This is a genomic window from Marivirga sp. (assembly GCF_035704835.1).
Lineage (GTDB): Bacteria > Bacteroidota > Bacteroidia > Cytophagales > Cyclobacteriaceae > Marivirga.
In genome coordinates this window covers 68,247-84,057 of sequence record NZ_DASSWQ010000086.1, presented here as the reverse complement: position 1 = coordinate 84,057, position 15,811 = coordinate 68,247, and the positions used below count along the sequence as shown (strand labels likewise).

At 33.9% G+C, this 15,811-nt stretch carries 15 protein-coding genes and 1 riboswitch; of the genes, 12 read left to right on the top strand and 3 right to left on the bottom strand.

Annotation, left to right across the window (positions count from 1 at the left end):
* Nucleotides 1-34: 34 nt before the first annotated feature.
* Entirely contained in the window at nt 35-829 is a 795-nt protein-coding gene (locus tag VFM92_RS15510; protein ID WP_325123141.1) for an AMP nucleosidase, read from the bottom strand.
* A gap of 67 nt (nt 830-896) precedes the next feature.
* On the opposite strand from VFM92_RS15510, the gene VFM92_RS15505 reads away from it, so the two are divergent.
* Nucleotides 897-1,340 (top strand): type I restriction enzyme HsdR N-terminal domain-containing protein, encoded by a 444-nt coding sequence (locus tag VFM92_RS15505; protein WP_325123140.1) that lies wholly within the window; start codon nt 897-899, stop codon nt 1,338-1,340.
* Between the two features lies 1 nt (nt 1,341).
* On the opposite strand, the gene VFM92_RS15500 is transcribed toward VFM92_RS15505, so the two are convergent.
* Nucleotides 1,342-2,163 carry an aminotransferase class IV gene (locus VFM92_RS15500; RefSeq protein ID WP_325123139.1) on the bottom strand — a complete coding sequence of 274 codons (822 nt, stop codon included), beginning with the start codon at nt 2,161-2,163 and terminating at the stop codon, nt 1,342-1,344.
* 93 nt (nt 2,164-2,256) lie between these two features.
* Here VFM92_RS15500 and sdaAB point away from each other — a divergent pair, with 93 nt between their 5' ends.
* The 3 genes from sdaAB to VFM92_RS15485 are packed head-to-tail and all read left to right on the top strand — an operon-like array spanning nt 2,257 to nt 5,718.
* Nucleotides 2,257-2,934, top strand: coding sequence for an L-serine ammonia-lyase, iron-sulfur-dependent subunit beta (gene sdaAB, locus VFM92_RS15495; protein ID WP_325123138.1), 678 nt, complete (start codon nt 2,257-2,259; stop codon nt 2,932-2,934).
* A 16-nt stretch (nt 2,935-2,950) separates the two neighbouring features.
* On the top strand, nt 2,951-4,378 hold the full coding sequence (locus VFM92_RS15490; protein ID WP_325123137.1) for a TolC family protein: 1,428 nt from the start codon (nt 2,951-2,953) through the stop codon (nt 4,376-4,378).
* A 2-nt stretch (nt 4,379-4,380) separates the two neighbouring features.
* On the top strand, nt 4,381-5,718 hold the full coding sequence (locus VFM92_RS15485) for an efflux RND transporter periplasmic adaptor subunit (RefSeq protein ID WP_325123136.1): 1,338 nt from the start codon (nt 4,381-4,383) through the stop codon (nt 5,716-5,718).
* A gap of 55 nt (nt 5,719-5,773) precedes the next feature.
* Here VFM92_RS15485 and VFM92_RS15480 read toward each other — a convergent pair whose 3' ends face one another.
* Complete coding sequence (locus tag VFM92_RS15480; protein ID WP_325123135.1) at nt 5,774-6,787, bottom strand: hypothetical protein; 1,014 nt, start codon at nt 6,785-6,787, stop codon at nt 5,774-5,776.
* A gap of 291 nt (nt 6,788-7,078) precedes the next feature.
* On the opposite strand from VFM92_RS15480, the gene VFM92_RS15475 reads away from it, so the two are divergent.
* The 8 genes from VFM92_RS15475 to metH all read left to right on the top strand — a co-directional run bounded on the left by VFM92_RS15475 (nt 7,079) and on the right by metH (nt 15,733).
* Nucleotides 7,079-7,261: a hypothetical protein gene (locus tag VFM92_RS15475; protein WP_325123134.1), complete on the top strand. Its 183-nt coding sequence runs from the start codon at nt 7,079-7,081 to the stop codon at nt 7,259-7,261.
* Nucleotides 7,262-7,322: 61 nt separating this feature from the next.
* Complete coding sequence (locus VFM92_RS15470) at nt 7,323-8,513, top strand: DUF4221 family protein (RefSeq protein WP_325123133.1); 1,191 nt, start codon at nt 7,323-7,325, stop codon at nt 8,511-8,513.
* Entirely contained in the window at nt 8,461-9,435 is a 975-nt protein-coding gene (locus tag VFM92_RS15465) for a hypothetical protein (protein WP_325123170.1), read from the top strand. Before VFM92_RS15470 ends, VFM92_RS15465 begins: the two co-directional genes overlap by 53 nt.
* Nucleotides 9,410-9,898 carry a hypothetical protein gene (locus VFM92_RS15460; protein ID WP_325123132.1) on the top strand — a complete coding sequence of 163 codons (489 nt, stop codon included), beginning with the start codon at nt 9,410-9,412 and terminating at the stop codon, nt 9,896-9,898. Before VFM92_RS15465 ends, VFM92_RS15460 begins: the two co-directional genes overlap by 26 nt.
* Nucleotides 9,899-10,086: 188 nt before the next feature.
* A complete protein-coding gene (locus VFM92_RS15455) occupies nt 10,087-10,230 on the top strand; it encodes a hypothetical protein (protein ID WP_325123131.1) in 144 nt (47 codons plus the stop codon).
* A 20-nt stretch (nt 10,231-10,250) separates the two neighbouring features.
* Complete coding sequence (locus tag VFM92_RS15450) at nt 10,251-10,631, top strand: SatD family protein (RefSeq protein ID WP_325123169.1); 381 nt, start codon at nt 10,251-10,253, stop codon at nt 10,629-10,631.
* 50 nt (nt 10,632-10,681) lie between these two features.
* Entirely contained in the window at nt 10,682-11,281 is a 600-nt protein-coding gene (locus VFM92_RS15445; protein ID WP_325123130.1) for a DUF3307 domain-containing protein, read from the top strand.
* A 194-nt stretch (nt 11,282-11,475) separates the two neighbouring features.
* Nucleotides 11,476-11,601, top strand: a riboswitch (SAM riboswitch).
* A gap of 49 nt (nt 11,602-11,650) precedes the next feature.
* The gene (metH, locus tag VFM92_RS15440) at nt 11,651-15,733 is read left to right on the top strand and encodes a methionine synthase (RefSeq protein WP_325123129.1); all 4,083 of its coding nucleotides are present in this window, start codon (nt 11,651-11,653) and stop codon (nt 15,731-15,733) included.
* Nucleotides 15,734-15,811: the final 78 nt, after the last annotated feature.

The following is a 15,811-nucleotide window of genomic DNA, read 5'->3' as shown; positions in this document are numbered from 1 at the left end:
AAATAATTAACAAGTTGGAATTGAATAAATTAATTTAATCCTGGTCGAATAATGTTTCGGTGAATTTCAAATGTTTAACGGATTCTCCTGAATTTTTCAATTCAGTTAAAGCATCAATTCCTATTTGAAGATGGTAATTCACAAAACTTCCTGTTACTTTCTGATCACTTTGAGCTGTTTTTACTCCTTCTGGTGTCATAGGATTATCAGAAACCAACAGCAAAGCTCCTCTTGGAATACTATTCACAAACCCAACAGAAAATATAGTAGCCGTTTCCATATCAACAGCCATTGCTCTAATTCTTCTTAAATAATCTTTAAATTCATCATCATGTTCCCAAACCCTGCGGTTGGTTGTAAAAACAGTGCCGGTGTAATAATCCCTTTCATGCTTTTTAATCATAGAAGAAACCGCTCTTTGCAAACGGAAAGAAGGTAAAGCAGGCACTTCGGGCGGCATATAATCATCACTGGTACCTTCTCCTCTTATTCCTGCCAAAGGCAAAATCAAATCACCAATTTTTGACTTTTTCTTTATACCTCCACATTTCCCTAAAAATAAAACTGCTTTAGGCATAATTGAGGAAAGTAAATCCATAATCGTAGCAGCTACTGAGCTGCCCATCCCAAAATTGATAATGGTAATTCCTTCAGCAGTAGCCGTTTGCATCGGCTTATCTCTTCCTTTTATTTCAACCTCATACCGCTGCGCAAACATCTCTACATAATTAATGAAATTAGTCAGTAGGATATAGTCTCCAAATTCATCTAAACCTGTCCCCGTATAGCGTGGCAACCAATTGTCTACGATTTCTTTTTTTGTCTTCATTTATAAGTTTTGATTAAATATTTGTCAGTAATTTGCAATTCTATTGCCACAAAGTTAAGCGAAACGAATGCAAAAATTAAACCTTCCGCCTTATGATGTGAACTTGCGTAAAATGGACGGCAAGATACATATTTTTGACCCTATCAGGAAGAAGTTTTTGGTTTTAACACCCGAAGAATGGGTACGCCAACATTTTATTCAGTTTTTGATTCAATATAAAAATTATCCTGCAGGGCTTATTAAATCCGAATCAGGCCTCAAGTATCATGAAAGAAAAAAACGTACAGATTTAACGGTTTTTAATAGAAAAATGGAACCGCTCCTTTTAATTGAATGTAAAGCGCCTGAAGTAAAAATAACCAATAATACCTTTTCACAAATCGCGAATTACTACAGCCAATTTAAGGCAAAATATATGATTATCACCAATGGGCTGGAGCATTACTGCTTTGGACCAGATGCCAAAGAATTTGTTTTCGAAAAAGATATTCCTGATTTTTCTGATTTATAAATCACCACCTAAAAATCTGCTCTAATAACCTTAAACCTTCTGTACCATCACCCATTTTTCTCTTTTCTATCTTTTGAATACAATTTATCCCTGCGACATTAATAGTGAAAGCGGATAAATTTGATTTCAAATCCTCAGGCTTCCACATCACTTCTTCTACATCCAAATTGAATTTTTCTGCACTTTTGAATAGATACCTTCTGCTTACACCATTTACACATCCATTTTCCAATGAAGGAGTATAAATCTTCTTGTTTTCCATATCCAAAAAATAAACATTGGATGAGGAAGCTTCTCCAATAAATCCTTCTTGACTAAGCAATAGAAGCTCTTCAAGGTTTCGCTGCTTTTTTTCAATCCCAGCCATTATATAAGGTAAGGCAGAAATCGTTTTTAAATGACTAAAATTGGTTTTTTGTAAGAATACCGTATTTGCAATTCCTACTTTTTCGAATTTTTGAATTTTCTTTCTCTGAGACTGTTCTGAAGTCAGTAAAAACTCAGCTTCAAAATGCTCCGGAGCATATAACCCACCGGTTTTCCTCCAGATATAAAGTTTCATTCTGGCCGATTGCCCTAATAAACCATTTACTTCCAGTAAATCATAAAGTATGGTTTCTAATTCTTCTTTTGTAAAGGGCAATTTCATTTTCAAGCCATTTACCCCATCTAAAATTCTTTCCCAATGTTCATTTAGAAACATAATCTCTTTTTTTCGAAAAATTATAGTTTCGAAAATTCCATCCCCATATTGAAAACCTCGGTTCGAAACTTCTAAACTTCCTGAACCAGAGGGAATTAAGTTACTATTGTAATTAATCATGCTAATTTCGCTTTTAAAACTTCCATTTTCCACTCATCAAGTATACTTTTACTAGAGCAAATAATTGCCTAATATTGGGTTTTATTTTGAATAATGGCAGAAAGAAGTAGCATTTTTGATATGATTGGTCCCGTTATGATTGGTCCTTCAAGTTCACATACCGCAGGAGTTGTAAGAATCGCACGTGCAGCCGTTAAGGTTTTAGGAGGAATTCCTAATGAAGCCATCATTACTTTTTACAATTCATTTGCTCGAACCTATGAAGGACATGGCAGCGACAAAGCCATTGTCGCAGGTTTACTAAATTACAAAACAGACGATATTCGCATAAAACAAGCCTTTGAACTAGCGGAAGAAGCAGGATTAAAATACACTTTCAAATCTATTGGAAGTGCAGGTACCTACCATCCTAATACTATTAAATTAAATTTAATTAAAGGTGATAGAAAAGTGGAGGTAATAGGCGAAAGCTTAGGTGGAGGTGTAATCAATATTTCAAAAGTTAACGGATTTACAGCCAATTTTTCTGCTGCCTTGCATACTTTGATTATCACCGCTGAAGATACTCAAGGAAGTATAGCTTTCATATCAAACATCATCAGCAATGATAAAGCCAACATAGCAACTATGAGTGTTTCCAGAAAAGGGAAAAATGACATAGCTTGTTTGGCAATTGAAATGGACACAGGACTAAAAACTATATCTCTTGAATACCTTAAAAATTTAGATTGGGTAATGGATGTTATTTATATTCCAGATATTGACATGTAAACTATTAACTAAAATTATGCTTAGAATTTTTATTTTTATTATTTTTTTTACCATTGGAATGAATACCTATGGTCAGGATAAATGGTCATTACAGAAATGTGTTGATTATGCATTGGAAAATAATCTGCAAATAAAACAATCTGAACTGGATGTTGAAAGTGCAGAAATTAACTTATTTGGTTCCAAAATGAGTAATCTACCTGGTGTAAGTGGAAATCTAGGAATTAATACATCAACTGGACGTTCAATTGACCCATTTACCAATACGATTATTGATAGAGGAATTAATTCTCAGAATGCTGGTTTGAATGCAAGTTTACCATTATTTGATGGTTTTCAAAGGTACAATAGTATCAAAAGAGACCAATACCGACAGTTAGCGGCAGAAAAAGATTTAGAAAGTGTTCAAAATGATGTCATTCTAAATGTAGTGTCATTTTATACTAATATTCTCTTTAATCAAAAGTTACTTGAAACTGCGAAACTCAGACTTTTGACAACTGAAAGCCAAGAGAATAAAATTGAAAAACAAGTTGAAATTGGTGCATTGGCTCAAGCAGATTTATTACAAATTAGCCAACAAAAAGCAAATGATGAACTAGAGGTAGTTAGAGCTAAAAATAATTTAGAATTATCATTTTTACAACTAAAGCAAGCATTGCAAATACCTGCTAATCAGACTTTTGATATCGAAATACCAAAACTACCAGAACCAAGTGAAAGTGTGTTAATGGAGTCGTCTTCAAACGTTTATGAATATGCTTTGCAAAATCAACCCGTTATCAAAGCAGCAGAATATAGAAAAGAAAGTGCCATTAAAGGAATTGGAGTCGCAAGAAGTGCATATTACCCTTCTGTGAATTTAAATGCAGGGATTTCAACCAACTATTCAGATGCAGCACCAGCTCAGTTTCCTGTTTTAGGTTCTGAAAACCAAACTGTAACTGTTCCTATCGGCATTACAGAAAGTGGCGAAACTGTTTTCTCCGAGCAATCAGTTCCTTCAGAATTTAGGGAGAATACTTATTGGAATCAATTAGATTTTAACCTGAGACAATTTGTAGGGATAAGCATAAACATCCCTATTTTCAGTAGATTTCAAGTAAGGAATAATGTTCAACAAGCCATTATAAATCAGAAAAGAAGTGATTATCAATTAACCGCTGTTAAAAACCAATTACAGCAGACTATTGAACAAGCTTATTTGGATGTTAAAGCAGCAGCAAAATCATATGAGGCATTAAAAAATAGTTTAGATGCATCTGAACTTAGTTTTAGTAATGCAGAACAAAGACTTGAATATGGCGCTATAGATGCCATTCAATTTACACAAATTAAAAATGATTTCGAAAGAATAAAATCTGACCTTATTAGAGCAAAATACGACTATATCTTCAAACTTAAAGTACTGGACTTTTATCAAGGGAAACCTTTAAACTTTTAACCATGGCTAAGAAAAAATCATCAAAAAAAACATTATATATCCTATTAGGGATAGTCGCCTTTTTAATTATTGTGGCTATAATTGGAAAGAAATCAGGCGTAATAGGTCAACCCCCTTCTACTCTTGTTGAAATTGAGGAAGTACAGTATAGAACTATTATTGAAAAAGTAAATGCAAGTGGTACTGTTCAACCAGTGGTGGAAGTTAAACTCAGTCCTGATGTAGCCGGTGAAATCATCGAACTAGCCGTTGAAGAAGGTGACCCCGTTAAGGAAGATGACCTGCTAGTAAGAATTAGACCTGATAATTTTCAGAGTGCCTTAGAACGTGCAAAAGCAAACTTAAACCAACAAAAGGCAACCCTAGCGCAAGCTGAAGCTTCTCTGGAAAGAGCAAAAGCCCAACTAACACAGGCTCAGCAAATTTTTGAACGCCAAAAGAAATTGTATGAGCAAAAAGTGATATCGACTGCTGATTATGAATCTGCATTAGCAAATTATCAAATAGCAGAAAATGATAAAGTAGCATCAGAAAAAAATGTATTAGCAGCAAGATATACTGTCAAAAGTAGTCAAGCTACTGTAGATGAGGCGAGTGAAAACTTAAGTAGAACTATTATATATTCACCTGTGGATGGAACTGTTTCAAAACTTAGTGTTGAACTTGGGGAACGTGTTGTTGGTACTCAACAAATGGCAGGAACTGAATTGATGCGAATTGCCAATTTAAATAATATGGAGGTTCGAGTTGATGTTAATGAAAATGACATAATCAGAATAAGTATAGGTGATACAGCTAACATAGAAGTGGATTCTTATACTTATATGGAAAAAGAATTCAAAGGTGTGGTAACTGCTATTGCAAATACAGCAAAAGAAAAAGTGTCGCAAGATGCTGTAACTGAATTTGAAGTGAAAGTAAAAATATTGAATTCTTCATATGAAGATTTAATTACTGAAGGTGATGCCTCCCCATTCAGACCGGGTATGACTGCTAGTGTAGAAATCATGACAGAAACTAAAAAAGATATTTTAACTGTGCCTTTATCCTCTGTAACTTTGAGATCTACTGAAATTAAAGAAGATTCTACAGAAACAATTGAAGAGATTCAAGTTAGAGGACCAAAAGAAGAAAAAGAAGTCGTTTTTGTTCTTCAGGATGACAATACTGTAAAAAGAACTATTGTCGAAACTGGAATTAGTGATTTTGAATTTATACAAATTAAAAAAGGACTGTCAGCTGGTCAAAAAGTTGTAAAAGGACCATTCTTGGCGGTTTCTAAAACATTGAAAGATGGCGACTTAGTAGAGGTAAAGAATTCTGGGGTTGTTAAAGAATAAAGAAGTTATATCAAAATATTTAAGTGATAAAATGGCAGCCAAAAGCTGCCATTTTTTATTGTATACCCAACACAATTCCTGGGGAAAAATCTCCCATAGTAAATAATGAAGGCTCTTGATTTTTTACTACAGATAATTGGTAATTCATAGCTACACCTATTTCCAAAAATCTATACTTCGTTATCTTAAAGCCATAAATAAGCTCTGATCTTAGTAATCTAGGTCCTTTTAGAAACTTTCGATTTTCAGCCTTTTGTTGCCAAAATACAGCATTGATTGAGATAAAGTTAATTTTCTCGGGATTAGTCCATTCCTTCTCTAAACCATAAGACATTCCCCATTTAGGTAGTCCATTCAAGGAAAGGTTATATCCAAACTGTAGTAAATTATTAAAGAATCTGCTTCCCGAAGCAACTGTTATATTCGATAAAAACATATCTGAAGCTCTTAAACTTAAATGTCCCTCACTTGCATCAATATTAAGTAGTCCTAATGGAACACCATTATTTTTCCCAGAAATATTAATCAATCCTATTTGATTCCCATTATTTACCTTACTAAAATTAATTAATCCAATCTGCCAAGTATCATTAAGCAAACTGGTAAAGTCATGTCCAAAGCCTGCAGTCCGAGCATAATTAAACAATCCCAATTGCAAGCCATTAGTCTGACCATCCGAATAATTGAATAAAGGGGCAATCTGAAAACCTACCATCCCTGTTTTGGATGAATTAATTAAGCCTGCTATTTGAGCTCCTTGTAAATATCTAGTCTTATTTGTCATGAATCCCAACTGAAATCCTATGAAATCTGAGACTGCTGTATTAAAAGTAGAAACCTGTACTCCTGCCCCATCGCCAAAAGTTTTATTAGAGATAGCAGCAAATTGAAAACCCTTAAAAGTCTGCTCCAATTTTTCCTTTGGGTTTAGTTTATTGTTGATTCCTGAAATATTTGCAAAGCCAGCAAACTGAATACCTTGAAACTTTTCATAATTATAATTTGAAATAAGACCCAACTCAATGCCACTTACGCTGCCAGTTATTCCTGATGTTAGATTTAATGACAATTTGTAATGATTTGATATCTCATCTACTGTGTTATTACTGAATCCGGGAAAAGCAGAAATATGAATTTTAGACTGTTTCGAATAGGATTGGGAGAAAAGTCCTATTGGTATTATGAACAATAAGACAGAATAATAAATAAAAAATTTCAAGAGGTTTGAATTTTTATAAAGTACTAATGTAATAGGTTTTATTTTTTCCAATCTAAATAATTTTTAGTTAATTGTTTTGAAATTTAAGAAAAAAAAAAAGTACTTGCCCAAAATTTATTTTTAACCTAAAAATTAAGTCTTATGAAAAAGCTTATTATGTTAGTAGTTGTAATGGCAATTACCGTTGGTTCTACTTTTGTACCATCAAACAAAAGTTCACAGGTAAATGCAAAAAAGTGGTTTGAATTTATTAGAGTTTATAACGGCACGAATTCCGATGGATCAGCAAGATGTGGTCTAGGTAGAGGTTTATGTAACTTCTAAACCTTATTTTTTTACAATCAAACTGGGATTATTAATAATCCCAGTTTTCAATTTCTATAAAATGAAAATAAGTGAATTACTGTTAATAAATGTAATATTCATTATATCAATAGCTTGCAATAATCAAAATACTGAAAATGAATGTAATCATAAAACTTTTGAAGAATTCTCACCGATAATTATTGATAGCCTAAAAATAAAAATTAGCAATACTACTTCCGATCAAAATATTAGTTCCCAGATTAAAGTAATTAATGGAACTCAATATTTATTTAGATTTAATGACTATCAATCTAATACAAATCCAGCATCCATTGAGATATATGATTTAAATCATCAAAAATTCATAAAAAGAGTTGACTTAACTTTAGACGGGCCCAACTCTTACGAGGGTGTCATAAACTTTTACGTACATAATTTTGATTCTATTTTTTTACATAATGAAGCCAATCCTTTGACATTCTATTTAACTGACACTTCAGCTAACAATATAAATAGGTGGTATGCAAAAGATAGATTTAAGGCTGCAGGATGGATGACTTCAGCTCAACCCTTTTATGACCCCAAAGAAAAACAAATTTGGTATTATAATATTTCACCTAGGTACTTTTACCCTGATGATAAAGAATTTTTTGAAATTCCATACCTATCGTATTTCAAGCTAAGTGATAAAACGATAGGTAGTGTTGGTGATTTAAAGTATCCAGATCAATACGTGACAGAATTCAAGAATAGGAACTGGTTTCCTTGGTTTCAAAAACCTGCTTATGACTATATAGACAATAAAATTTACATCAGCTTTCCTTTAAGTCCACAAATAAATATTATTGAGAATAATTCTATATCTCAAATTTGCATTGGTACAGATCTGTTAGATTTGCCGGAATCAGTTCCAATAGACATCAACGATTTTCCTTCAAATCAACAGTTTTATATGCAGAGCGGTAGATATTTCGGAATTGTGAAAGATAATTTTAGGAATATATTAATTCGTTTGGTCAAATTCTCCCAAGAAAAAAGAAATTTAGATGGATTGTTAAACAAACATTATAATGCACAATTTGCATTAATTATTTATAGAGATAATAAGCCTTTAGATATCATTAGATTACCAAAAGACACTTATAATCCTCACTTAATCATACCTTCACGCAAAGGGCTTTTAATTAGTACTGATAACCCGTTTAATGAAAATAACGATGAAAACTTCCTTAATTTTAATCTTATCTCTTTGGATAAGTTTTCAAAATAGTTGCTTTGCACAATTAGACAAAGTATCTGATAGTCAATTATTTTTTTGTAGAGCAAATGCTGATATGAAAAATATTGTTCGATTAACAGATAACACCCTCATTCGACCCGAAAAAGGTGAATTTATTGTACTCGCAAACAATAATGGCTTAATAACCGACACTTTAATCCGTAATCGGAAATGGGGAAGTGTTATGGGGATATCAGTTTCTAATGACACTTCTGTTTCAGTCTCTTACATGAATCAAGGATTAGTGGTTGCTATTGAGAATAATAAATTTTTCATAACCGAGGAGATTCCCGCTAATTATTTAATTGACCAGTATGAAATGGGAATGAAAACCAAAGTCAATAATCTAATAGTTGGCATTAAACCGAATACAAATGCGCCAAGAAAACATAGTATTTATCAATATGAAATGATCAATCCTGAAGATTCGCAGCATGTTATAATTAATAAGCCTTTGATTTTGAAATCACGTTATTATGAAGGCATGAGTCATTTAGCTGATTTTCAACTGTATAAAAAAGATAACTTATTAATCAATCATTCAGAAGCGAATACTCTTCTTAATTTTAATATGATAACTTATAAGACTAAATTTATTTCATTCCCAAAAATTGATGATAAAAACAAAGAAACTTGGTATGCTAAAATCGATAGAGATACCGATAAAATCTATTTTATTCATAATCTTAAAAAATCTTTGAACGAATTATACCTATATGATAAAGAAGAAAATGAATTAAAATTTCTACTAAAAACGGAAGAAAAAATAATTGAGATATTTAAAGAAAAAGCATACTATAGAAAAATAGATGATGAAAAAGATACTTGCTTTTACTTTATTGATTTAAATAATAAAACAAACTCAAAAACAGAAATTATCAGATTAGATGAAGTTATTATCAATAAAAACTAATTTATCCATTTTCATATTATTATTTTTCGTCTCATTAATTTCTTGTGATTCTAAACCTGAATCTCAATATAAATATGAAAAGGATTTTAAAAACTATTTGAGCGATGTACATAATCTTAACAATAATATAATAAATCAAATCTATTACATTGTTCCATTATACAGCTGTTCTCCTTGCGTTGATAAAAATTTAAAGTTTCTATCATCCTTAAACAAAATAAAGAATTTCAAAATTATCCTTATAGGAGAATCTTCAAGGAAATCTCATCAGAGTATGGTTAATTCCATTAATAAAAATCATGTTACCTTATTTGACAAAGAAAACAAAGCCCAGTTCTATGAACTTGGTTTAGGAAAACCAATTATTATACATTTTGAAAATGAAATCCCTATTCATTATCAGCAAATTGGCGACAATCAAATAAATGAAATTTACGACTATTTCAATAAACTAGAACAATAATAGATATATTGAAATGCCGAGAAACTAACCTAAATAATTTTAAACATATTCTCCAGTAAATCTTTCTAATCAAATGTTATAAGTTCTATATTGACGTTTACATCAATATTTATCATTATCGACATATATGTCAATATTTTTATTTATCGATAAATATGTCGATATTTACAAAGATAATAAGTATTATAATGATAGCAGTAATAACAGGAGATATTATCAATTCAACTGAAAAGGCATCTGTAAATTGGTTAACAGAATTGAAATCAGTTTTAAATCAATATGGCAGTAGCCCCAAAAAATGGGAAATTTATAGGGGGACAGCTTTCAGCTAAAACTCCCTGTTGAAAAAGCTATTCTAGCAGCTTTCCATATTAAAGCCGCCATCAAACAAATCAAAAACAAAGATGTAAGAATGGGGATTGGAATAGGTAAGGAGGATTATGTGTCCGAAAAAATATCAGAATCGAACGGTACTGCCTATCAAAATTCAGGTTTATGCTTTGAGTCCCTTAAAAAGAGTAACTTAGCTATTAAATCAAATGATGTTGACTGGGACGAGCCTTTAAATATAATGCTCGAATTAATACTTTTTATTGCAGACAAATGGACTGAAAGTCAGGCTGAAGTTATAAAAGCAATAATTGAGAACCCAAAGAAAAGTCAAAACCAACTAGCCAAATTATTAGATAAAACTCAAAGCACCATTAGTACATCCCTTGATAGAAGTGGATAAGACAGCCTACAAAGAATATTTGAATATTATAAGAAGCAAACCCAACTGTAATGATTTCATTTGTACTAAAGGCTTTAATCGCTCATCTATTGGGTGATTTTGTATTTCAACCCGACCATTGGATTACTGACAAACAACGAAAAAAGGTAAAATCAAAATACCTTTATTTCCATATTGCTATTCATGCTTGCTTAGTTTTGATTTTATTGCGATTCAATTTTGAGTTTTGGTTGGCCTTCCTCATCATTCCAATTAGCCACTATTTAATTGACATCATCAAAATCTACCTTGAAAAAAGACTTAACTCTCGTTACTTATTTGCATTTGACCAGTTAGCTCATGTATTAGTTATATTAGGTGTAAGCTGGTATTATTATCCCCAAGAATTTACCTTTAATTTTCAACCTTCCGATTCCATATGGTTTCTAGCACTATCTGTTCTTTTCCTCACTTATGGTGTGGAAGTCTTCATAAAAGTCATCATGTCAAAGTGGGAATTACCAGAAGATTCAGATAAAGACTCCTTATCGAAAGCAGGGAAATACATAGGGATTTTAGAACGATTGTTCGTTTTTTTCATTTGTAATAATGCAAGAATGGCAGGCCATAGGTTTTTTAATCGCTGCAAAGTCAGTATTTCGATTTGGTGATTTATCACGTGCCAAAGACCGAAAACTTACGGAATATATTCTGATTGAAACATTGCTCAGTTTTGGGTTTGCTATCCTGATTGGATTCCTGTACAAAATCATAATTCAAGCAATCTAAACCTCCTCATACAACCCAAAAAATAAAATTCTGAACTTTCTTTTTATCATTCGAGTTTTTATGCTTTAATTTGAAAAACTTATCCAGAAAGACTGAGGGACTGGGCCCTTTGAAGTCTTAGCAACCCTTCCAATGCATTTGCAAAAGGAAACGGTGCTAACTCCCATCTTGACAAGCTTGCTTCGTCAGGAAAAGATAAGAAGAAGCCTCTCTCATGGCACTTTCTGGATTCAAATAATTAAATATTCAGAATGAGCCGATTTTCAAAATCAATTCTTCAAGACAAAATTTTAGTACTCGATGGCGCCATGGGCACCATGATTCAAAACTACAAACTCTCGGAAGCAGATTACCGTGGAGAACGTTTTGCTGATTATCCTTCAGATTTAAAAGGGAATAACGACCTACTATCCTTAACTCAACCTCAAATCATTAAGGATATTCACAGAGCTTACTTAGATGCCGGAGCAGATATTATTGAAACCAATACTTTCAGTGGTACTACTATCGCCATGGCAGATTATGATATGCAAGATTTGGTTTGGGAACTAAATGAGCAGTCTGCTAGAATTGCCAGAGAAGTAACTGAAGAATTTACTGATAAGCCTCGATTTGTTGCAGGTTCAATAGGCCCAACTAATAGAACAGCTTCTCTTTCACCGGATGTAAACAGACCTGGATACAGAGCTACTTCTTTTGATGAATTGAAAATTGCTTATAAAGAACAAGCAGAGGCTTTAGCTGTAGGTGGCGTAGATATTTTTCTAGTGGAAACTGTTTTCGACACGCTCAACTGCAAAGCAGCTTTAATGGCCATTCAGGAATTGAAAGAAGAAAAAGGAATTGATATTCCGGTAATGGTTTCTGGCACCATTACTGATGCCAGCGGTAGAACACTTTCAGGCCAAACAGTTGGGGCATTTTGGAACAGTATCCGTCATTTCCCTTTACTAAGCGTAGGATTTAATTGTGCATTGGGTGCTGACCAGCTAAAAACTTATCTGCAACAATTAGCTAGAATTTCCGATGTGGCGATTTCTTGTCATCCTAATGCGGGATTACCCAATGAATTTGGGGAATATGATGAGAGTCCTTCGGAAATGAGCAGCATTATCAAAAGCTATTTCGATGAAGGATTGGTGAATATAATTGGAGGTTGTTGTGGTACTCAACCAGAGCATATTAAAGCCATTGCAGAGTATGCGAAAAAATCTAAACCACATCAAATCAAGCCAAACAAAAAGATAATGAAATTGAGTGGTTTGGAGCCTCTATCTCTCACTCCCGAACTCAATTTTGTAAATATTGGTGAGCGCACTAACGTTGCAGGTTCCAAGCAATTTGCTCGTCTAATTCGCGAAGAAAAATTTGAGGAAGCCGTTGCTATCGCACAGGAACAAGTAGAAGGAGGCGCACAAATCATCGATATTAATATGGATGATGGTATGTTAGATGCCATCACGGTTCTGCCTCAGTTTATAAACCTTATTGCTTCCGAACCTGATATTGCCAGACTTCCATTTATGATAGATTCTTCCAAATGGGAGGTGATTGAAGCCGGATTAAAATGCTTACAGGGAAAAGGCATTGTTAATTCTATCAGCTTAAAGGAAGGAGAAGAGAATTTTATTGAATCTGCCAAGAAAATAAAAAGTTATGGCGCAGCCGTGGTAGTGATGGCCTTCGATGAAAAGGGTCAAGCTGATACTTTTGAGAGGAAAATTGAAGTCTGTAAGAGATGCTATGATTTACTAATTGATAAAGCCAATTTCCCTCCAGAGGATATCATTTTTGACCCAAATATCCTCACCATCGGCACGGGAATGGAAGAGCATGATAATTATGCTGTTGATTACATAAATGCTGTAAAATGGATAAAAGAGAATTTACCATATGCCAAAACTAGCGGTGGTGTAAGTAATATTTCATTCTCTTTCAGGGGAAATAATGTGGTTCGGGAAGCCATGCATTCTGCTTTTCTTTTTCATGCTATCAAGGCTGGGCTGGACATGGGTATAGTAAACCCTGGAATGCTCGAAGTTTATGATGAAATCGATAAGGAATTACTTGAATATGTAGAAGATTTACTGTTCAATCGCAGGTCAGATGCCACAGAGCGATTAATGACTTATGCTGAAAATTTAAAGCCAGGAGAAAAGGCTGAAAAAGCTGCACAAGAATGGCGAAACCTTGAAGTAAATAAAAGATTGGAACATGCTCTAATCAAAGGTATTACTGAGTTTATTGATTTAGATACTGAAGAAGCTAGAAAGAAAGCCACCAGACCATTAGACGTCATTGAAGGCCCGTTAATGGATGGCATGAATGTGGTGGGTGATTTATTTGGTGCTGGTAAAATGTTTTTGCCACAAGTAGTTAAAAGTGCACGGGTGATGAAGAAGGCTGTGGCTTACCTCCTACCTTATATTGAAGAGGAGAAAAAAGCCCCCTACCCCCCAAAGGGGGAACAAGCTCAGTACTGGCAAACTGCAGATCCGATACTTTATGGTTTGATGAAGGATTTTGCAAAACAAATGAGGCATGACCATCCTACTCAAGCAGAAGAAATCCTATGGGATGCATTAAAAAGAAAACAACTTGAAGGATATAAATTCAGAAGACAGCATATCATTGGTGGCTATATCGCAGATTTCATTTGCTTAAAAGAAAATTTAATAATTGAGGTAGATGGACTAATTCATCAATTACCAGAAAACAAAGCAAGTGATGAAGAAAGAACAAAATGGCTAGAAGAACAAGGCTTCAAAGTAATCCGATTTACAAACTCAGAAGTTATCTCTCAATTAGATGATGTGCTCGAAAAAATCCTAAAAGCACTGACCCAAGCTCCCCCTTTGGGGGCTGGGGGGCTGGAGGCCAAGAGTGGCAATGGTAAAATCCTAATGGCCACCGTAAAAGGTGATGTTCATGATATTGGAAAGAATATCGTGAGCGTTGTTTTAGCCTGCAACAATTACGAAATAATCGACTTGGGTGTAATGGTTCCTTTGCAGAAAATACTGGAAGAAGCTGAAAAGCACCAAGTAGACATCATTGGCCTGAGTGGTTTGATTACGCCTTCTTTGGATGAGATGATATATGTGGTAGAGGAAATGGAAAAGAGAGGTTTGAAAACACCAGTTATGATTGGTGGAGCTACTACTTCCCGTATTCATACGGCAGTAAAAATAAAGCCAAATTACAGCGGACCAGTTATTCATGTAAATGATGCCTCACGCTCTGTAACTGTTGCCGGAAAGCTGTTAGGAAAAGATAAAGAGGACTTTTACAAAGAAATAGAGAATGAATATGCTGAGGCAAAAGCCGGACATAGTAAAAGAGGTGAAAGCAAAAATTATGTAAGCATAAAAGAAGCTCGTACAAACAAATTCCAAATTGATTGGGACCGCTATAAACCTTATGCCCCTAAGAAAATTGGCGCTCAGGTTTTAAAAGATTATGACCTAAAGGAAATCGCAGAATACATTGACTGGACTCCATTCTTCCAGACTTGGGAAATGAAAGGTCGATATCCTAAAATATTGGATGATGCTGAAAAAGGCGTTGAAGCACGTAAACTATTTGCTGATGCACAACAAATGTTGCAGGAAATAATTGATAATAAATTACTGACCGCAAATGCGATATTCGGACTTTATCCAGCACACACTAAAAATCATGACAGCATAGAAGTATTCTCCGATGCAAGTAAAACTCAGAAATTAACTGAATTTCATACGCTTCGTCAGCAGAACAAGAAAGGCGATAAAAATCCTAATTATGCCTTTTCAGATTTCTTAGCCCCTGATGAAGCTAATTACACGGATTTCATGGGATGTTTTGCGGTGACTACAGGAATAGGTCTCGATAAACTAACAGCAAAATATGAAGCTGACCATGATGACTACAACAGCATTATGGCAAAAGCATTGGCTGATAGATTAGCAGAAGCTTTCGCAGAATTATTACATAAAAAAGTCAGAACAGAGTTCTGGGGATATGCAAAAAATGAAACTTTAGACAATGAAGATTTAATAAAGGAGCAATATAAAGGCATTAGACCAGCACCAGGTTACCCTGGTTGTCCTGACCATACAGAGAAAATCACTTTATTTAATCTCTTAGATGTTGAAAAGAAAACGGGCATCACCTTAACTGAAAACTTAGCCATGTTGCCTACAGCATCTGTTAGCGGTTTCTATTTCGGGCATCCAGAAAGTCGCTATTTCGGACTGGGAAAAATCGGAAAAGACCAGGTAAAAGACATAGCCAAACGCAAAAATCAACCCTTTGAAGAAATTGAACGATGGCTTAGACCTAATTTAAATTATTAAATTAGGTTGGCGAGTTGACAGGTTTGCATGTTGGCAAGTTACGGGTTAATATAATGATAAAATCTATTGAAAAATGTA